This is a genomic window from Pseudomonas sp. P5_109 (assembly GCF_034009455.1).
GTDB lineage: Bacteria > Pseudomonadota > Gammaproteobacteria > Pseudomonadales > Pseudomonadaceae > Aquipseudomonas.
Genome location: NZ_CP125380.1, coordinates 1739167 through 1757784 on the forward strand (window position 1 = coordinate 1739167; position 18618 = coordinate 1757784).

The 18618-nt window shown below is 58.7% G+C and carries 17 protein-coding genes; 14 read left to right on the top strand and 3 right to left on the bottom strand.

Features of this window, described 5'->3' with window-relative positions; genetic code table 11:
- Positions 1 to 50 precede the first annotated feature (50 nt).
- The 3 genes from QMK54_RS07720 to phhA form a co-directional block, all read right to left on the bottom strand.
- Complete coding sequence (locus QMK54_RS07720; protein ID WP_320402296.1) at positions 51 to 1244, bottom strand: amino acid aminotransferase; 1194 nt, start codon at positions 1242 to 1244, stop codon at positions 51 to 53.
- A complete protein-coding gene (locus QMK54_RS07725; protein WP_046816880.1) occupies positions 1244 to 1600 on the bottom strand; it encodes a 4a-hydroxytetrahydrobiopterin dehydratase in 357 nt (118 codons plus the stop codon). Before QMK54_RS07725 ends, QMK54_RS07720 begins: the two co-directional genes overlap by 1 nt.
- 105 nt (positions 1601 to 1705) lie before the next feature.
- Positions 1706 to 2497 carry a phenylalanine 4-monooxygenase gene (phhA, locus tag QMK54_RS07730; protein ID WP_223591259.1) on the bottom strand — a complete coding sequence of 264 codons (792 nt, stop codon included), beginning with the start codon at positions 2495 to 2497 and terminating at the stop codon, positions 1706 to 1708.
- 403 nt (positions 2498 to 2900) lie between these two features.
- Here phhA and QMK54_RS07735 point away from each other — a divergent pair, with 403 nt between their 5' ends.
- The 14 genes from QMK54_RS07735 (at position 2901) to QMK54_RS07800 (ending at position 18499) form a co-directional block, all read left to right on the top strand.
- Complete coding sequence (locus QMK54_RS07735) at positions 2901 to 4460, top strand: sigma-54-dependent transcriptional regulator (protein WP_095945466.1); 1560 nt, start codon at positions 2901 to 2903, stop codon at positions 4458 to 4460.
- Positions 4461 to 4615: 155 nt separating this feature from the next.
- Entirely contained in the window at positions 4616 to 4783 is a 168-nt protein-coding gene (locus QMK54_RS07740; protein ID WP_095945465.1) for a periplasmic nitrate reductase, NapE protein, read from the top strand.
- Positions 4784 to 4820: 37 nt separating this feature from the next.
- Positions 4821 to 5087, top strand: coding sequence for a chaperone NapD (locus QMK54_RS07745; protein ID WP_223591257.1), 267 nt, complete (start codon positions 4821 to 4823; stop codon positions 5085 to 5087).
- Positions 5078 to 7582: a nitrate reductase catalytic subunit NapA gene (gene napA, locus QMK54_RS07750; protein ID WP_223591255.1), complete on the top strand. Its 2505-nt coding sequence runs from the start codon at positions 5078 to 5080 to the stop codon at positions 7580 to 7582. Before QMK54_RS07745 ends, napA begins: the two co-directional genes overlap by 10 nt.
- A gap of 11 nt (positions 7583 to 7593) precedes the next feature.
- Positions 7594 to 8085 carry a nitrate reductase cytochrome c-type subunit gene (locus QMK54_RS07755; protein ID WP_320402297.1) on the top strand — a complete coding sequence of 164 codons (492 nt, stop codon included), beginning with the start codon at positions 7594 to 7596 and terminating at the stop codon, positions 8083 to 8085.
- A gap of 9 nt (positions 8086 to 8094) precedes the next feature.
- Positions 8095 to 8691, top strand: coding sequence for a cytochrome c3 family protein (locus tag QMK54_RS07760; protein WP_223591251.1), 597 nt, complete (start codon positions 8095 to 8097; stop codon positions 8689 to 8691).
- Positions 8692 to 8894: 203 nt separating this feature from the next.
- Positions 8895 to 9635, top strand: coding sequence for a flagellar basal body rod protein FlgF (locus tag QMK54_RS07765; RefSeq protein WP_110661589.1), 741 nt, complete (start codon positions 8895 to 8897; stop codon positions 9633 to 9635).
- A gap of 45 nt (positions 9636 to 9680) precedes the next feature.
- Positions 9681 to 10466: a flagellar basal-body rod protein FlgG gene (flgG, locus tag QMK54_RS07770; protein WP_110661587.1), complete on the top strand. Its 786-nt coding sequence runs from the start codon at positions 9681 to 9683 to the stop codon at positions 10464 to 10466.
- 52 nt (positions 10467 to 10518) lie between these two features.
- The gene (gene flgH, locus QMK54_RS07775) at positions 10519 to 11214 is read left to right on the top strand and encodes a flagellar basal body L-ring protein FlgH (protein WP_110661585.1); all 696 of its coding nucleotides are present in this window, start codon (positions 10519 to 10521) and stop codon (positions 11212 to 11214) included.
- A gap of 27 nt (positions 11215 to 11241) precedes the next feature.
- Positions 11242 to 12330 (top strand): flagellar basal body P-ring protein FlgI, encoded by a 1089-nt coding sequence (locus QMK54_RS07780; RefSeq protein ID WP_110661583.1) that lies wholly within the window; start codon positions 11242 to 11244, stop codon positions 12328 to 12330.
- A gap of 11 nt (positions 12331 to 12341) precedes the next feature.
- Positions 12342 to 13631, top strand: coding sequence for a flagellar assembly peptidoglycan hydrolase FlgJ (gene flgJ, locus QMK54_RS07785; protein WP_320402298.1), 1290 nt, complete (start codon positions 12342 to 12344; stop codon positions 13629 to 13631).
- A 23-nt stretch (positions 13632 to 13654) separates the two neighbouring features.
- A complete protein-coding gene (flgK, locus tag QMK54_RS07790; protein ID WP_320402299.1) occupies positions 13655 to 15667 on the top strand; it encodes a flagellar hook-associated protein FlgK in 2013 nt (670 codons plus the stop codon).
- A gap of 13 nt (positions 15668 to 15680) precedes the next feature.
- Complete coding sequence (locus QMK54_RS07795) at positions 15681 to 17270, top strand: flagellar hook-associated protein 3 (RefSeq protein WP_110659836.1); 1590 nt, start codon at positions 15681 to 15683, stop codon at positions 17268 to 17270.
- Between the two features lie 299 nt (positions 17271 to 17569).
- On the top strand, positions 17570 to 18499 hold the full coding sequence (locus QMK54_RS07800; RefSeq protein ID WP_110659837.1) for a ketoacyl-ACP synthase III: 930 nt from the start codon (positions 17570 to 17572) through the stop codon (positions 18497 to 18499).
- Positions 18500 to 18618 lie beyond the last annotated feature (119 nt).

Sequence of the window (18618 nt, forward strand, 5' to 3'; positions counted from 1 at the left end):
CGCATTCGCGAGCAAGCCCGCTCCCACATAGGATTTGCAGTGCGTTTATGCTATCTGCAGACGCTGGCAATCGCCTCGGCAAGCAGATCCAGGCGCGTGGCATCGATGCCAGCCACGTTGGCCCGGCCGGAGTTGACCATGTACACGCTGTGATGATCGCGCAGGTCTTTCACCTGCTCAGGCGACAGGCCGGTGTAGGAGAACATCCCGCGTTGCACGCCAATGTGCGCAAAGCGCTCGCGCAAGCCGTGAGGCTCCAGCGCCTCCACCAAACCGCAGCGCAGTTGGGCGATACGCAGGCGCATACCTTCCACTTCGTCAGCCCAGAGGTTTTTCAACTCCGGGTCGCCGAGGATGGTCGCGACCACGGCAGCACCGTGATCCGGTGGCGTCGACCACAGGTTGCGGGCGATGTTGGCCAGCTGGCTGCGGATGTCGGTGAGCTTGTCGGCGTTTTTCGCGCAGACAATCAGCGCACCGGTGCGGTCGCGGTACAGGCCGAAGTTCTTCGAGCAAGAGCTGGTGATCAGCAGTTCCGGCAACTCGGCGGCGAACAGCCGGGTCGACCAGGCATCCTGCTCCAGGCCATCGCCGAATCCTTGATAGGCGAAGTCGATCAGCGGCAGCAGTTCGCGCTTGCGGACTACCTCCAGCACCCGTTGCCAGTCCTCCTGGGACAGGTCGAAACCGGTCGGGTTGTGACAGCAGGCGTGCAGCAATACCACATCGCCCTTGGGTGCTTCATTGAGCGCCGCCAGCATGCCGTCGACGTCGAGACGGTTGTCACTGCCCACGTATGGGTAGTGGCTGACCTTGACCTTGGCTGTCGCAAAAATCGTTTCGTGGATCGGCCAGGTCGGGTTGCTCAACCATACGCCGCGTCCCGGCAGGCATTGGGCGATAAAGTCCGCACTCAGGCGCAAAGCCCCGGTGCCGCCCGGAGTCTGGGTGGCGCCAGCGCGTTGTGCGGCGATCACTGCCGAGTCCGCGCCGAGCACCAGCTCATTGATCGCTTTACCGAACGCCGGTTCGCCGTGACCACCGATGTAGGTCTTGGTCGGCTGACCGTCCACCAGGCGTTGCTCGGCAAGTTTCACCGACTCGAGAATCGGCGTCAGGCCCTGGGCGTCTTTATAGACACCCACGCCCAAATCGAACTTGCGCGGGTTCGGGTCCTGCGCGTAGGCCTCCATCAGGCCGAGGATCGGGTCGCCAGGTACTCGACCGATGGCGTCGAAATGCATTACTTGCGCCCCTCAGCGTCCTTGGCAACGATGTCAGTGCGCGCGGCCATGATGAAGTCGTTGCGGTGCAGGCCCTTGATCGAGTGGCTCCACCAGGTCACGGTCACTTTGCCCCACTCGGTCAGCAGGCCTGGGTGGTGGCCTTCAGCCTCGGAGATTTCACCGACCGCGTTGGTGAACGCCAGGGCGTGTTTGAAGTTCTTGAACAGGAAGACCTTCTCCAACTGCATGATGCTGTCGCGAACTTCGATGTTCCAGTCCGGGATCTGTTTGATCAGGATCGGCAGTTCTTCGTCGCTGACTTGTGGGGCGTCGGCGCGGCAGGCTTCGCAATGGGCTTGGTTCAAAGTGGACATGGTGTGTTTCCTGAAATCGAGTGTTTTTATATCGGTCGACAGTACCGTCACGCTAAACCAAAGCGACGGTGACTGACAGACTCACTTGTCAGCAAAAGTCGCGGTTCACGCAGCTTTTGGTTTTGGCGGAAATTTCGGTGCGTGCAGACCCATCTGCATCGCTTGCTTGACCATGCCCATGATGTCTTCGTGAGCCAGGTCGAACAGACGCTTGAGATTTGGCAGGGTGAAGTACAGTGGCTGCAGGATGTCGATGCGGTATGGCGTGCGCATGCATTCCAGCGGATCGAACGCCTGATGCTCAGGCTCGTCCGACAGGCAATACACGGTCTCTTTCGGAGAAGACAGGATGCCGCCGCCGTAGATGCGCTGGCCTTGCGGGGTGTCGACCAGGCCAAATTCGATGGTCATCCAGTACAGGCGCGCCAGGTACACGCGTTCTTCCTTGGACGCCTTGAGGCCGAGCTTGCCGTAGGTGTGGGTGAATTCGGCGAACCACGGGTTGGTCAGCAACGGGCAGTGGCCGAAGATCTCGTGGAAAATGTCCGGCTCTTGCAGGTAATCCAGTTCCTCGCGGGTACGAATAAAGGTCGCTACCGGAAACTGCTTGCTGGCCAGCAATTCGAAAAAGGTCTGGAAGGGAATCAGTGCGGGAACCCGGGCAACCTGCCAACCGGTGGTTTCACCGAGGACCTTGTTGATTTCGCCGAGTTGAGGAATGCGGTCGTGGGGCAGACCGAGTTTTTCGATACCGTCCAGGTATTCCTGGCACGCACGCCCTTCGATCACTTTCAGTTGGCGAGTGATCAGCGTGTTCCACACCGCGTGTTCTTCGGCGGGGTAGTCGATAAAACCTTGCGCATCGGGCTCGCGAGCCACGTATTGCGTCTGCTTCATGCTGCTCTCCTGCTAGGGGGCTTCGTTCTTGTTATGTGCTGCTATGGACCTAGAAATACCCCATGAATTGCACCGTTGCAGCAGGTGCTCGGCGTAACCCGCAGGAAAAACCCTCGATAATCGTAAAGTTTTCGTTACGTATTTGGCCCCAGTGCGTAAATGTTGAGATTGGCGGGTGGGAAAAGCCCTCCACCTGTCACATAATCTTGACGACTATCTTGGCGCTGCCGCAGAAAACTCCACCTCAAGGGTGTCGTAGCCCCCTGTGGGAGCGGGCTTGCTCGCGAAAACGGTCTATCTGATACATCAATGTTGGCTATGCCGACGCCTTCGCGAGCAAGCCCGCTCCCACAGTTTGTGCGTCAGGCATCAACCTCAATCACTGCTCTTTCAGGCCTTTTATATGCGTATCAAAGTCCACTGCCAGAACCGCATCGGCATCCTGCGCGACATTCTCAACTTGCTGGTGGAGTACGGGATCAACGTGGCTCGCGGTGAGGTGGGGGGGGAGCATGGCAACGCCATCTACCTGCATTGCCCGAACCTGATCAATATTCAGTTCCAGGCCTTGCGTCCGAAATTCGAAGCGATTGCCGGGGTCTTTGGCGTCAAGCGTGTAGGGCTGATGCCGAGCGAGCGTCGTCATATGGAGCTCAATGCACTGCTCGGTGCGCTGGAGTTTCCGGTGCTGTCGATCGACATGGGCGGCTCCATCGTCGCGGCCAACCGGGCAGCGGCGCAGTTGCTGGGTGTGCGGGTCGACGAGGTGCCGGGGATTCCCCTGTCGCGCTACGCCGAGGATTTCGATTTGCCGGAACTGGTGCGCGCCAACAAATCGCGGATCAACGGGCTGCGGGTCAAGGTCAAGGGCGACGTGTTCCTGGCCGACATTGCGCCTTTGCAGTCGGAGCATGACGACAGCGAGGCCATGGCCGGTGCGGTGTTGACCCTGCACCGCGCCGACCGGGTGGGTGAGCGTATCTACAACGTGCGCAAGCAGGAATTGCGTGGCTTCGACAGCATCTTCCAGAGTTCTAAAGTCATGGCGGCGGTGGTGCGCGAGGCGCGGCGCATGGCGCCACTGGATGCGCCGCTATTGATAGAAGGGGAAACCGGCACCGGCAAGGAATTGTTGGCGCGGGCCTGCCATCTGGCCAGTCCTCGCGGGCAGTCGCCATTGATGGCGCTCAATTGCGCCGGTCTTCCGGAGTCCATGGCCGAGACGGAGTTGTTCGGTTACGGCCCCGGTGCCTTCGAAGGGGCGCGGGCCGAGGGCAAGCTCGGGCTGCTGGAGCTGACGGCGGGCGGTACGCTGTTTCTCGATGGCGTCGGCGAAATGAGCCCGCGCTTGCAAGTGAAATTGCTGCGCTTTTTGCAGGACGGTTGCTTCCGCCGTGTAGGCAGCGATGAAGAGGTGTACCTCGACGTGCGAGTGATCTGCGCGACCCAGGTCGACCTGTCCGAATTGTGCGCTCGCGGCGAGTTCCGCCAAGATCTCTATCACCGCTTGAACGTGTTGTCGCTGCACATCCCGCCGTTGCGCGAATGCCTTGATGGCTTGACGCCGCTGGTGGAACACTTCCTCGATCAGGCCAGTCGGCAGATTGGTTGTCCGTTACCCAAGCTCGCCCCGGCGGCAATGGAGCGGCTCAGTCACTACCATTGGCCGGGCAACGTGCGGCAGCTGGAGAACGTGCTGTTCCAGGCGGTTTCCCTGTGTGACGGCGGGACGGTCAAGGCTGAGCATATTCGTCTGCCTGACTATGGTGTGCGTCAGCCATTGGGCGACTTTTCGCTCGAAGGCGGACTGGATGAAATTGTCGGACGCTTTGAAAAAGCAGTGCTGGAGCGGCTTTATTCGGAGCATGCCAGCAGCCGATTGCTCGGCAAGCGGCTGGGTGTCTCTCATACAACGATTGCCAACAAGTTGCGTGAATATGAAATAGGCAAACTTGAGCGTTGAGGCTTGTTAAAATAAGAATGTTTAGTGAGTGTTAATAATTGTCCAGTGTGTTTTATTCTTGTTTAAAGCGCTAAATTCCTTCCATTGATCTGAATCATGGAAGTTGCCGAACAAGCCATCTAGGCTTTTCTCACAGTTTGGCAGGAGCGCTAACCATGCCATCAATGGATGACTCTACCCGGCGAGTTCGCAAAGAAACTCGCCTGTTCTATTTCCTGATCATTGTTCTGTTTCCACTGTTATCGGTGGCGATAGTCGGTGGTTACGGTTTTTTTGTCTGGTTTCTGCAAATGCTCCTCGGTCCGCCAGGCCCCCCTAACTGATTGCCATCTATCTCTAATTCAGCAGGGAGTACGGGTCATGGAAAAGACGCTGCATATTGCCAGCCTGGTGGTACATGCCCGTCCTGCCTTGTTCGAGGCGGTGAAAGCCAATCTGCGTTTGCTCAAGGGCGTTGAGCTTCATCAGGAAAGTCCCGCCGGCAAACTGGTGGTTGTGCTGGAAACCGAACACGAAAGCCAGATCCTTCAGCGAATCGATCAGATCAACCGCTTGCCGGGTGTGCTCAACGCCGCCCTGGTTTATCACGAAATTCTCGATGTAACGGGAGAAAACACATGCCTATGACGCGGCGAGAGTTTGTCAAAGCCCAGGCTGCGGGGATCGCTGCGGCGGCTGCGGGCCTCCCGGTGTTTACCTCTGCCAGCAACCTGGTTACCGAAGAAGACATGGTCGCCTTGGACTGGAACAAGGCGCCCTGTCGTTTTTGTGGTACCGGTTGCAGTGTCATGGTGGCGACCAAGGACAACAGAGTTGTTGCAACCCATGGTGACGTTAAAGCCGAGGTCAATCGCGGATTGAACTGCGTCAAAGGATACTTTCTATCCAAGATCATGTACGGCGTTGATCGGCTGACTCAGCCGCTGTTGCGCATGACCAACGGGCAATATGACAAACAGGGCGAGTTTCAGCCGGTGTCCTGGAAGCAGGCGTTCGATGTGATGGAGTTGAAGTACAAGGAGGCGCTGAAGAACAAGGGCGGGGAATCGATCGCCATGTTCGGTTCCGGACAGTGGACGGTCTGGGAAGGGTACGCGGCCAACAAATTGATGAAGGCGGGGTTCCGCTCGAACAACATCGACCCCAATGCACGCCATTGCATGGCCTCGGCTGTCATGGGGTTCATGCGCACTTTCGGTATCGATGAGCCGATGGGCTGTTATGACGATATCGAAGTCACCGATGCATTCGTCCTGTGGGGTTCAAACATGGCGGAAATGCATCCGATTCTTTGGAGTCGGGTGACCGATCGCCGTTTAAGTCAGCCAAATGTGAAAGTGGCCGTGCTCTCTACTTTCGAACATCGCAGTTTTGAACTGGCCGACATTCCGATGGTGTTCAAGCCACAGACTGATTTGCTCATTCTCAACTACATCGCCAACCACATCATTGAAAGCGGTTCGGTCAACAAAGACTTCGTCAGCAAGCACACCAAATTCGCCAAAGGCACCGATGACATCGGCTACGGTTTGCGTGCCGATAATCCGCTGGAGATGAAAGCCAGGAATGCCGACAAGGCGAACACCTGGACCGACATCGACTTCGAGCAATTCGCCGCTTTCGTAAAACCCTACACCCTCGAACGCACCGCCAAGGAAACCGGGGTGCCGGCCGAGCGCCTCAAGGCATTGGCCGAACTGTATGCCGACCCCAAGCGCAAGGTGGTTTCGTTCTGGACCATGGGCTTCAACCAGCATACCCGCGGTGTGTGGGCCAACAACCTGATCTACAACATTCACCTGTTGACCGGGAAGATCAGCGAGCCGGGCAACAGTCCTTTCTCGCTGACGGGCCAGCCTTCGGCCTGCGGGACTGCGCGTGAAGTGGGCACGTTCTCCCATCGCTTGCCGGCCGACCTGGTGGTCACCAACCCGGCGCACCGCGCCACCGCGGAAAAAATCTGGAAGCTCCCGGCGGGCACCATCAAGGAAAAGGTCGGGTTCCATGCCGTGCAGCAGAGTCGCATGCTCAAGGATGGCGTGCTCAATGTGTATTGGACGATGGCCAGCAACAACATGCAGGCCGGGCCTAACATCATGCAGGAAGTGCTGCCGGGGTGGCGCAACCCCGAGAACTTCGTGGTGGTGTCGGATGTGTATCCCACCGTCTCGGCACAGGCAGCCGATCTGATTTTGCCCACGGCGATGTGGGTCGAGAAAGAGGGCGCTTACGGCAACGCGGAGCGGCGTACGCAGTTCTGGCATCAACTGGTCTCGGCGCCGGGTGACGCCAAGTCGGACCTCTGGCAATTGGTCGAGTTTTCCAAGCGCTTTAAAACCGACGAGGTTTGGCCGCAAGAGCTGTTGGACGGTTCACCGCAATACAAGGGCAAGACCCTGTATGAGGTGCTGTTCAAGAATGGCCAGGTCGATGAGTTCCCGGTTGAGCAAATGGCGGCGGGTTATCAGAACGACGAAGCCCGGGATTTCGGTTTCTACCTGCAAAAAGGCCTGTTCGAAGAATATGCCCAGTTCGGCCGTGGACATGGTCATGACCTTGCACCCTTTGATCGTTATCACTCCGAGCGCGGGTTGCGCTGGCCTGTCGTCGAAGGCAAGGAAACGCTTTGGCGCTTCCGTGAGGGTTACGACCCCTATGTCGAAAAGGGCAGTGGCGTGCAGTTCTACGGCTACCCCGACAAGAAGGCGATCATCTTCGCGCTGCCCTACGAGCCTCCTGCGGAAGCCCCGGACGCGGACTTCCCGTTCTGGTTGAGTACCGGTCGGGTGCTTGAGCATTGGCACACCGGGACCATGACCCAGCGTGTCGAAGAACTCTATAAAGCGGTCCCCGACGCGCTGGTCTACATGCACCCGGCCGATGCCAAGGCCTTGAATGCCCGGCGTGGCAGCGAAGTGAAACTGATCAGTCGGCGCGGCGAAATGCGTGCGCGCATTGAAACCCGGGGGCGCAACAAGCCGCCCCAAGGTCTGGTATTCGTGCCGTTTTTCGATGCCAACAGGTTGATCAACAAAGTCACGCTCGATGCGACGGACCCCATCTCCAAGCAGACCGACTACAAGAAATGCGCGATCAGGATTGAGTTGATCAAGACGGCATAAGGAGAGCTTTCATGAATTATCGTTCGCTGCCCCTGCTTGCTGCTCTGCTGGTCTGGTTGCCCGTAGCGTTTGCGGCAGACCCTGGTTACCCACTGGATGCGCCAGCGCCGGACGGGCGGCGAGTCGGCGGGACCCTGACCCAGGAGCTGCCGGCACCGCCCATCGCGGAAGACGAGAACAAGGACCTCAAGCGTGAGCGCAATTACCCCGAGCAACCGCCCACTATTCCCCACAGCATTCGCGGCTATGCCATCGACAAGAACAGCAACAAGTGCCTGTCCTGTCACAGTCGCGCCAACAGTGCGCGTACCCAGGCGCCGATGATCAGCATCACTCACTACATGGACCGTGACGGCCAGGCATTGGCGGCGGTGTCGCCGCGCCGATATTTCTGCAACCAGTGTCACGTGCCGCAAAAGGATGTGAAGCCACTGGTGAGCAACAGCTTCAAGAACATCGACCAGGTCTTGCAAGACGAAATCAACCGCCAGCCGAAACCTTGAGGAGAGGCCATGAAATCTTTGCTTGCCTTGCTCAAGGATTATTGGGGTGTGCTGCGTCGGCCCAGCGTGCATTACAGCCTGGGCTTCCTGACCCTCGGCGGGTTTATCGCCGGGGTGATTTTCTGGGGCGGGTTCAACACCGCGCTGGAAGCGACCAACACCGAGAAGTTCTGCACGTCCTGCCATGAAATGCGCGACAACGTTTATGTCGAGTTGCAGGAAACCATTCACTACACCAACCGCTCGGGCGTGCGCGCCACATGCCCCGACTGTCACGTACCCCACGAGTGGACGCACAAAATCGCCCGCAAGATGCAGGCTTCCAAGGAGGTCTGGGGCAAGTTGTTCGGCACTATCAGTACCCGGGACAAGTTTCTGGACATGCGTCGGGAGCTGGCCGAACACGAGTGGGCACGGCTCAAGGCAAACGATTCCCGGGAGTGCCGCAACTGCCATAACTTCGAGTTCATGGACTTCACACGCCAGGGCAAACGCGCTGCCAGCATGCACTCCACATCATTGGCCAGTGGCCAGGCGACCTGTATTGACTGCCATAAAGGCATTGCCCACAAACTGCCCGACATGAGCGGCGTGAAAGGCTGGTAGCCGGCTTTTCACGGTGTTGCCGCCAAACGGCATATCCGCGCCGGTTTTTCGTCTTCGATACATTGTTCGATTCCCTTCTGATTAGCCTCGAACCCCCTGTTTAAAAGGGGTTTGAGCCTGCGCGCGCAAGTTGGTCTGCAAATTGCTACAACCTGCGCAACACAGCAGTGGGCGGCAAACGTCCGGCAGGCAGAGGAACAATTGTGGACAAGTACCTTTATGTGGCAATGACCGGCGCCAGCCAGAATGCTCTGGCGCAAAAGGCTCATGCCAACAACCTCGCGAACATCTCCACCAATGGCTTCCAGAAAGACCTGGAGCAGGCCCGTTCGATGCCGGTGTTCGGTGACAGCTTTCCGGCGCGTGCGTTTGCCATGTCCGAACGCCCGGCCACCGATTTCTCCCCGGGCTCGCTGGTGGAAACCGGCCGCGACCTCGACGTTGCCGTGCAAGGCAGCGGCTGGATTGCCGTACAGAATCCCGATGGCGGTGAAAGCTACGTGCGCACCGGCAGCCTGAATGTTGATGCCCTGGGCGTGCTGCGCGCCGGCAACGGCATGCCGGTCATGGGCAATGGCGGGCCGATTGCCGTGCCGCCGGAGCAGCAGATCGAAGTCGGCGAGGACGGCACCATCAGCATCCGCGCGATGGGCGAAGGTCCCCGGGTGATGGCTGAAGTCGACCGCATCAAGCTGGTCAATCCGGACCTCAAGAACATGACCAAGGGCCTGGACGGTTCGATCCACACCAAGGACGGCGCGCCTGCGCAAGCTGATGCCGACGTCAAGCTGGTGTCGGGGTTTCTCGAGTCGAGCAACGTCAATGCCGTGGAAGAGATGACCTCGGTGCTGGCCTTGTCCAAGCAGTTCGAGCTGCACATCAAGATGATGAACACCGCCAAAGACGATGACCAGGCCATGGCTCGGGTCTTGCAGATCAGCTAATTACCAGAACGTCGCGCCGTAAAACAGGCGCACGAGGAGAATCGAATGCTTCCGGCTCTATGGGTTGCCAAAACAGGTCTGTCCGCCCAGGACACCAACCTGACCACCATTTCCAACAACCTGGCCAACGTGTCGACCACGGGTTTCAAACGTGACCGCGCCGAGTTCCAGGACCTGCTCTACCAGATCAAGCGTCAGCCAGGCGCCCAGTCGACCCAGGACAGCGAACTGCCGTCGGGTCTGCAACTGGGTACCGGTGTGCGCATCGTCGGCACCCAGAAAAACTTCACCGCCGGCAGCTTGCAAACCACCGAGCAGCCGCTGGACATGGCCATCGACGGTCGTGGTTTCTTCCAGATCCTGCAACCGGACGGCACCACCTCCTACACCCGTGACGGTACTTTCCACCTGGACTCCAACGGCCAGATCGTCAACGCCAGTGGCTTTGCCCTGGAGCCGGCGGTTGTCATTCCGAACGACGCACAGACCTTCACGGTCGGCCGCGACGGCACCGTGTCCATCACCGTTGCCGGCAACCCGGCTGCCCAGGTGATCGGCAACCTGCAAACCGCCGACTTCATCAATCCGGCCGGCCTGCAGGCAGTGGGCAACAACCTGTTCCTGGAAACCGCCGCCAGTGGCGCGCCGCAAGTCGGCACCCCGGGCCTGAACGGTTTCGGCACCATGCTGCAGAACACCCTGGAAACGTCCAACGTCAGCACCGTTGAGGAGATGGTCAACATGATCACCACCCAGCGCGCCTACGAGATGAACTCCAAGGTGATCTCCACCGCCGACCAGATGCTCTCGTTCGTAACGCAGAATCTGTAATCAAGTCTATGTGGCGGCCATGAGGCTGCCTGCAACACCGTGAGGTAGGGTCATGAATCGCTATGTATCTGTTCTGGCACTGAGTGGGATCGTCGCGCTCGCAGGTTGCGTGCCTTCGACGCCCAAGCCCAATGACCCTTACTACGCTCCGGTGTTGCCGCGTACGCCGTTGCCGGCGGCCGCGAACAACGGCTCGATCTATCAGGCCGGTTTCGAACAGAACCTCTATAGCGACCGCAAGGCGTTCCGGATCGGTGACATCATCACCATCACCCTGAACGAAAGGACCCAGGCGAGTAAAAACGCCAACTCGCAGGTGGCCAAGAACAGCAAGACCGGCATCGGCCTGACCTCGCTGTTCGGCGGCAGTGCCACCACCAACAACCCGTTCGGTGATGGCGACCTGAGCCTGAGCGCCAGCTACGAAGGCGACCGCGCCACCAAGGGCGACAGTAAGGCGGCCCAAGGCAACACACTGACCGGCTCGATCACCGTGACCGTCGCCGATGTGTTGCCCAACGGCATCATCGCGGTGCGCGGCGAGAAGTGGATGACCCTCAATACCGGCGACGAGCTGGTACGGATTGCCGGCCTGGTTCGCGCCGATGACATCGCCACCGACAACACCGTGTCGTCGACCCGTGTGGCCGATGCGCGCATCACCTACTCGGGCACCGGTTCGTTTGCCGATGCGAGTCAGCCAGGCTGGTTCGACCGTTTCTTCCTCAGCCCGCTGTTCCCTTTCTAGGTGGTCAGTTTGAATCTTAAACACCTCATGGTGGCCGCCTTGATGCTGTCCGCCGCGTTCAACGCGCAGGCCGAACGCCTGAAGGATATCGCCAGCATTTCCGGCGTGCGTTCCAACCAGTTGATCGGTTATGGCCTGGTGGTCGGGCTCAACGGCACCGGCGACCAGACGACGCAAACCCCGTTCACTCTGCAGACCTTCAACAATATGCTCTCGCAGTTCGGCATCAAGGTGCCGCCGGGCTCGGGCAACGTGCAGCTGAAGAACGTCGCGGCGGTGTCGATCAGTGCCGATTTGCCGGCGTTCGCCAAGCCGGGTCAACAGGTCGACATCACCGTTTCGTCCATCGGTAACTCCAAGAGCTTGCGCGGCGGCACCTTGCTGCTGACGCCACTCAAAGGTATCGACGGCAACGTCTACGCGGTGGCCCAGGGCAACCTGGTGGTCGGCGGTTTCGATGCGGAAGGTCGCGACGGCTCGAAGATTACCGTCAACGTTCCGTCAGCCGGTCGCATCCCCGGTGGTGCATCGGTAGAGCGCGCGGTGCCGAGCGGTTTCAACCAGGGCAACAGCCTGACGCTGAACCTCAATCGCTCCGACTTCACCACCGCCAAGCGTATCGTCGACAAGATCAACGACATGCTGGGCCCTGGCGTGGCCCAGGCCATCGACGGTGGTTCGGTTCGCGTCACCGCGCCGCTCGATCCGAGCCAGCGGGTCGACTACCTGTCGATCCTGGAAAACCTCGAAATCGATCCAGGCCAGGCGGTGGCGAAAGTCATCATCAACTCCCGTACCGGCACCATCGTGATCGGCCAGAACGTCAAGGTTTCCCCGGCGGCCGTCACTCACGGCAGCTTGACCGTGACCATCACCGAAGACCCGATCGTCAGCCAGCCCGGCCCTCTGTCCAATGGCACCACGGCGGTCGTGCCACGTTCGAAGGTCAATGCCCAGCAGGAAGCCAAGCCGATGTTCAAGTTCGGCCCGGGCACCACCCTCGACGAGATCGTGCGGGCGGTGAACCAGGTCGGCGCGGCACCGGGTGACTTGATGGCGATCCTCGAAGCGCTGAAACAGGCCGGCGCGCTGCAAGCCGACCTGATCGTGATCTGAGGACGGCCATCGTGGATATGCGCAAGAGCGGTCTGGTCAGCAGCAGCGATTCGGGCTCCTATTCGGATTTGAATCGTCTGAATCAGCTCAAGGTCGGCGACAAGAACAGCGACGGCAACATGCGCAAGGTGGCGCAGGAGTTCGAGTCGCTGTTCCTCGGGGAAATGCTCAAGTCGATGCGCTCGGCCACCGAAGCATTGGGCCAGGACAATCCGATGAACACGCCGGCGGCCAAGCAGTACCAGGAAATGTACGACCAGCAACTGGCTGTTTCCATGTCCCGCGAAGGTGGCGGTATTGGCCTGGCGGACGTGTTGATGCGCCAGATGTCGAAGAACAAGCCAATGGCCCCGGGTGAAGCCGCCGCAGCGTCGCTGGCCAAGCAAGAGGCCGCGAAAGCTGCCGTGCAAACGCCGGTGGCGGCGGGCACGGTGGCAATCAATGGCCCTCTGTCGCGGGTCAATGGCCAGCGTCCGTTGTGGGCTTCGCGATCGGTCCATACGTCGCAAGAGGCGGGCGAGGGTACCCATCGCAATGACATGGCGCTGATCAATCAGCGACGCCTGGCGTTGCCGCCGAAGCTGGCTGACCGGCTGTTGGCGGGGCTGGTGCCTTCGGCGACGACCGCTGCCACCACGAGGCTCGACAAGACCGCGTTGCCGGAGCACACCACGAGCAACGGTACGGGGCCGCTGTACAACGGCGACTGGCTGGCGAACGCGCAGCAGGCTTCCGCTGGCGGCATGCAGATTTACGGTCGCGCCATGGCGCAGATTCCTCTGGCACCACCGAAGAAAGCCTTCAGTTCCGCCGACCAGTTCGTCAACACCATGTTGCCGATGGCCAAGGAGGCCGCTGCCCGGATCGGTGTCGATCCACGTTATCTGGTAGCCCAGGCAGCCCTGGAAACCGGCTGGGGCAAGTCGGTCATGCGTGCCCAGGACGGTAGCAGCAGCCACAACCTGTTCGGCATCAAGGCCGGCAACAGCTGGCAGGGTAGTTCGGCGCGGGCGATCACCAGCGAATTCCGCAACGGGCAGATGGTCAAGGAGACGGCCGAGTTCCGTTCCTACGACTCCTACAAGGACAGTTTCCATGACCTTGTGACTTTGCTGCAGACCAATAATCGCTATCAAGATGTCGTGAAGTCGGCCGATAACCCAGAACAATTTGTACGCGAGTTGCAGAAGGCCGGTTACGCAACCGACCCGGACTACGCAAGCAAGATTTCGCAGATAGCCAAGCAGATGACGAGTTACCAGAACTACGCTGCGGCGGGCGTTTCCACCACGCCTTTATAGGCACAAGGATTAAGGTCTGAACCATGAGTTTGCTCAATATCGGGATGTCGGGTTTGTCCGCCAGTCACGCTTCCTTGGTGACTACCGGTAATAACATTTCCAACGTCGATACCGTCGGCTATTCGCGTCAGCAAACTGTTCAGGGCAGCAAAGGCTCTATTCAGAATGGCAATGTGTTCATCGGCACCGGTACGACCCTGGCGGATGTGCGTCGGGTCTATAACAGCTACCTTGATGCGCAATTGCAGACCACGACTTCGCTCAATGGTGACGCGCAGGCTTATCTGGGGCAGGCCACGCAAGTGGACAAGCTGCTGTCCGACAGCGGCACCGGTATTACCAAGACACTGCAGTCGTTCTTTTCGTCGCTGCAAACGCTGTCCGGCAACTCCAACGACAACGCTTCTCGTCAGGCCTTGTTGACCAATGCCCAGGGCCTGAGCAGTCGCTTCAATGCCATGTCCCAGCAGTTGAAGCAGCAGGGTTCGTACATCAACGATCAACTGGGCTCGATGGCCGAACAGGTCAACAAACTGGCGTCGACCGTCGCGGCCTACAACAAGAAAATTGGTGAAGTCAGTAGTTCGGGGGGGACGCCCAACGAACTGCTGGACCAGCGTAACGAAAGCATCCGTCAGCTCAACGAACTGGTCGGTACACAGGTCACCCAAACCGAAGGCCGACTGGATATCTATCTGGGCAGCGGCCAACCGCTGGTTGTCGGCGACACGGTCAATAAACTGCGTGTGACGGCGGACCCGGCCGATCCGACTCGTTCAACGGTCATCATGGATCGTGGTAGTTCGTCGATCGATATCACGGGTGTGTTGAGCGGCGGTCAGATGGGCGGATTGCTGCGCTATCGAACAGAAGTGCTGACGCCCGCGGTCAACAACCTGGGGCGTATCGCCATGGTTGTGGCCGATCAGGTCAACAAACAGCTGGGGCAGGGGCTGGATCAGAACGGTAACTTCGGTGCCGCACTGTTCAACACCATCAATAGCGCGACGGCCATCAGCCAGCGCAGCATTGCCAATGCCAACAACAATCCAGCGTCCGGCAATCTGAATGTCACCATCAAAGATGCCAGCAAGTTGCAAGCCAGTGATTATCAGGTCACGGTCACGGCGTCGGGCTACAACGTGCGTCGACTGTCGGATAACACCGACATGGGCAACTTCGCGTTCGCCACGCCGCCTGCCGCTGACCCGGTGATCGATGGTTTCAGCCTGAGCCTGAACAGCGGTTCGGTGGCCGTCGGTGACTCCTTCAAGGTTACGCCGACCCGTAGCGGTGCCGCAGACATGACCACGGTCATGACCGACGCCAAGACCCTGGCGACCGCTGCTCCTCTGACGTCGACCAAGGCCTCGGGCAATGCCGGTACTGGCGCTGTCAGCCAGCCGAGCCTGACCACCTCCCTGGACATCTATGATCCGGTGCAGCGCCTGGAAGTGCAGGCCGCAGTCAAGACTGCAATGCCGGTTCGCATGCTGATGACCAGTGCCACGGCCTATCAAGTATTCGACGCCAAGGGCAATAGCATCGGCACCGGCAACATCGTGCCTGGCCAGAACAACGACCTGAATATCGCAGTGCCTTACACCGATGCCGGCGGCAACGCCAAAACCTTCAATGTGGGGATGACCGTCAGCGGCAGCCCGGCTTCGGGGGACAGCTTCAACATCGCCATGACCGCTGCTGACAGTACCGACAACCGCAATGCCCAGGCCTTGCTCGGGCTGCAAACCAAGGCGACGGTTGGTGCGACTGCCACCAGTCCGGGCGTGAGTTTTACTGATGCGTATGGTGGCCTGGTCTCGACGGTCGGTTCCCAGGCCAAGCAAGCTCAACTGGATGGCACCGCCACTGACACCATTTTGACCGGGGCGCGAAATGCGCGTGACTCTGTGTCCGGTGTCGATCTCGATGAGGAGGCTGGCAACCTGACCAAGTTCCAGCAGTACTACACGGCCTCTTCGCAGATCATCAAGACTGCGCAGGAAATTTTCAGCACTCTGATCAATGCCCTTTAAGGAGCCGTAGAACATGCGAATTTCTACTGCGCAGTATTACGCCACGTCGGCGGCCAACTATTCCCGCAATCTCAATAACGTGATGAAGAGTGCGGAGCAGGCCAGTAGCGGCGTCAAGCTTGAGACCGCGTCGGATGACCCTGTTGGTGCGGCCCGTTTGCTGCAACTTGAGCAGCAAAAAGCCATGCTGGGTCAGTACACCACTAACATCAATGCACTGAACACCGCTCAGGCGCAGGAAGAAAGTGTGCTGGACAGTATCAACACCGTGCTGCAAAAGGTCAGCGAGTTGGCGGTGCGTGCCGGCGGTGCGTCGTTGAATGACGATGATCGCAGATCCATTGGTGAGGAAGTCGGTCAGGCCGAAGAACAGTTGCTGAACTTGATGAACAGCAAAGATGCTAACGGTAGATACATCTTTTCCGGTGCCAGCAGCAACACACAGCCCTTTCTGCGCAACAGTGACGGTACCTACAGTTATCAAGGTGATCAGACTCAACTAGAGCTGAAAATCGGTGACTCGATGTCACTGGGCCTTAACGACACTGGTTGGGACGTTTTCCAGCAGGCGGTCAACGCCGCTCGCAGTTCGACCACCATGACCGCGCCGGCCGTAGATGACGGGCGCGTGGCCTTGACTCAGGGGCTGGTAAGTTCCGGCCCTGCGTTCGATGCCAACTTCCGCAACGGTCAGCCATACACACTTTCATTCACCAGCAGTACACAGTTTGTAATTACCGATGCCGCCGGTAACGATGTAACTGCCGAGGCGAGTGGTGGCGGGAGTTTCGATCCGAATAACAAGGATGGTTCCGACATCAATTTCCGCGGAGTGTCCTTTGCGCTGGATATCTCGTTCCAGGCAAGTGACAACGCTGCAAATGCGGATGCGGTCATCGCCGGTCATAGTTTCCAGTTGGCGGCAAAGCCAGACAGTTTCGCCAGCACGCGTGCTCCGGGTAACACTTCAACGGTACAGATTGGCCAGGCTTCAGTGACCAACGCTGCCGATTACAAGAGCTTTTTCCCTGAAGGCGGAGCGGTCCTGAAGTTCACGGGACCAGGGACCTTTGAGTTGTACTCCCGCCCGTTGACCAGTAGCAGCACACCGGTAACTTCGGGGGCAGTGGTCGCTGGCGTGGCGACAGCTGCCGGTGTCAGCTTTACCCTCACCGGAGGCACCCCCCCAGCTACCCCGGCAGCAGGCGATCAATTCGATATCGCAGTCAACACGCACCAGACACAGAACGTACTTGATACCGTCAGTCAGCTTCGGCAGGCACTTGAGATACCGACTTCAGGTAATCCAGCGGCACAGCGCAATCTGGACAGCGTGATTGCGTCTTCAATTGCCAACCTGAGCAATGCCAAAAACCAGGTTGACCTGACGCGCGGTGCAATCGGTGCTCGGGGTAATGTGATGGATATGCAGAGTGATCAGATTCAGAGTACAGGCCTGATCAATGCGTCTTCACAGTCTTCCATCAAAGATACCGACCCTGCGGAAGTGCTGACCCGGCTGACCATGCAGCAAACCATGCTGCAGGCCGCGCAATTGGCATTCGCCAAGGTTTCCCAGTTGAGCCTGTTCAACAAGCTTTAAGTCGGTCTTGGCCGTCTGGAGCCAGCCCCTGTTATCGGGGGCTGGCTTTTTTTTGTTTTTTTTTCAGGCGTATACGGCACAGGGCGGGCGCGATCCCGACCATTAATTCAAATAAAGCAGCGATCTATGAGTGACCCGTCGGTCAAAACGGGCATCTTCACTGTATCCTGTCTGCGGGCGGTGACGGTGGCGGGCTGTTTGAGCCCCGACAATGCCTCCTCTGTGGGGTGGGCCCCGACTGTAGACGCCCTCGATTCAGCGAGCGGCGATGTTCAGCTGTTTATTATTGGGAAGCCATAATGATTGGCATAAAAAATATAGCGAGTTACGTGCCGGCAGCCGGGATTGATAATTACGCCCAGGGTGCAAAGTTCGACAAGGACGAAACCTTTATTCTTGGCAAGATCGGTTCTGCGTTTTTGCCGCGCATGGATGCCGATCAGGAAACTTCCGACCTGTGTGTCGAAGCAGCCAATGCGCTGTTCGCCGCCAGCCCCGAACTCAAGCGCGAGTCCATCGATTGCTTGATCGTCGTCACCCAGAATGGTGATGAGGAAGGCTTGCCGCACACCGCCGCGATCGTTCAGGACAAGCTGGGCTTGCCGACCCATGTCGCCGCGTTCGATATTTCTCTGGGCTGTTCCGGTTATGTCTATGGCATCTATGCGATCAAAGGCTTCATGGAAGCGGCAGGGCTGAAAAACGGCCTGCTGATCACCGCTGACCCTTATTCCAAGATTGTCGATCCGGAAGACCGCAATACCACCATGCTGTTCGGCGATGCCGCTACCGCCACCTGGATGGGCGAGAATGCTGTCTGGCAGTTGGGCAAATCGAAGTTCGGCACCGACGGTTCCGGCGCACCGCACCTGAAGGTCAGCGACGGTGTGTTCTTCATGAACGGTCGCCAGGTGTTCAACTTTGCGCTGTTGAAAGTCCCTGCGCATTTGCATGAGCTGCTGGACGAGTCCAATTTGCAGGCAGCCGATATCGATGCCTTCTGCATTCACCAGGGCAGTGCGGCCATCGTTGATGCTGTAGCGCGCCGCTTCGAAGAAGGTGAGCCGGAGAAGTTTGTCAAGGATATGCTCGAGACCGGCAATACGGTCTCCTCGAGTATTCCACTGCTGCTGCAGAATCATGTTTTCGACTCCAAGTGGACCCGAGTTGCCATCAGCGGCTTTGGCGTGGGCCTCTCGTGGGGTTCGGCGATTCTTTATCGCGGTTGATTGACTGACTCGACGCTACAAAAAAACAACGCCCGGAAATTTAGACTTCCGGGCGTTTTGCGTTTTTATGACGCCGACTTTCTGGCTCTAAAGCCTTGAAAATAAAGGGGCTGGCAAGC

Coding starts and splice junctions, on each gene's coding strand:
- QMK54_RS07720 (WP_320402296.1), bottom strand. CDS start 1,244: ATGCATTTCGACGCCATCGGTCGAGTACCTGGCGACCCGATCCTCGGC.
- QMK54_RS07725 (WP_046816880.1), bottom strand. CDS start 1,600: ATGTCCACTTTGAACCAAGCCCATTGCGAAGCCTGCCGCGCCGACGCC.
- phhA (WP_223591259.1), bottom strand. CDS start 2,497: ATGAAGCAGACGCAATACGTGGCTCGCGAGCCCGATGCGCAAGGTTTT.
- QMK54_RS07735 (WP_095945466.1), top strand. CDS start 2,901: ATGCGTATCAAAGTCCACTGCCAGAACCGCATCGGCATCCTGCGCGAC.
- QMK54_RS07740 (WP_095945465.1), top strand. CDS start 4,616: ATGCCATCAATGGATGACTCTACCCGGCGAGTTCGCAAAGAAACTCGC.
- QMK54_RS07745 (WP_223591257.1), top strand. CDS start 4,821: ATGGAAAAGACGCTGCATATTGCCAGCCTGGTGGTACATGCCCGTCCT.
- napA (WP_223591255.1), top strand. CDS start 5,078: ATGCCTATGACGCGGCGAGAGTTTGTCAAAGCCCAGGCTGCGGGGATC.
- QMK54_RS07755 (WP_320402297.1), top strand. CDS start 7,594: ATGAATTATCGTTCGCTGCCCCTGCTTGCTGCTCTGCTGGTCTGGTTG.
- QMK54_RS07760 (WP_223591251.1), top strand. CDS start 8,095: ATGAAATCTTTGCTTGCCTTGCTCAAGGATTATTGGGGTGTGCTGCGT.
- flgG (WP_110661587.1), top strand. CDS start 9,681: ATGCTTCCGGCTCTATGGGTTGCCAAAACAGGTCTGTCCGCCCAGGAC.
- flgH (WP_110661585.1), top strand. CDS start 10,519: ATGAATCGCTATGTATCTGTTCTGGCACTGAGTGGGATCGTCGCGCTC.
- QMK54_RS07780 (WP_110661583.1), top strand. CDS start 11,242: ATGGTGGCCGCCTTGATGCTGTCCGCCGCGTTCAACGCGCAGGCCGAA.
- flgK (WP_320402299.1), top strand. CDS start 13,655: ATGAGTTTGCTCAATATCGGGATGTCGGGTTTGTCCGCCAGTCACGCT.
- QMK54_RS07795 (WP_110659836.1), top strand. CDS start 15,681: ATGCGAATTTCTACTGCGCAGTATTACGCCACGTCGGCGGCCAACTAT.
- QMK54_RS07800 (WP_110659837.1), top strand. CDS start 17,570: ATGATTGGCATAAAAAATATAGCGAGTTACGTGCCGGCAGCCGGGATT.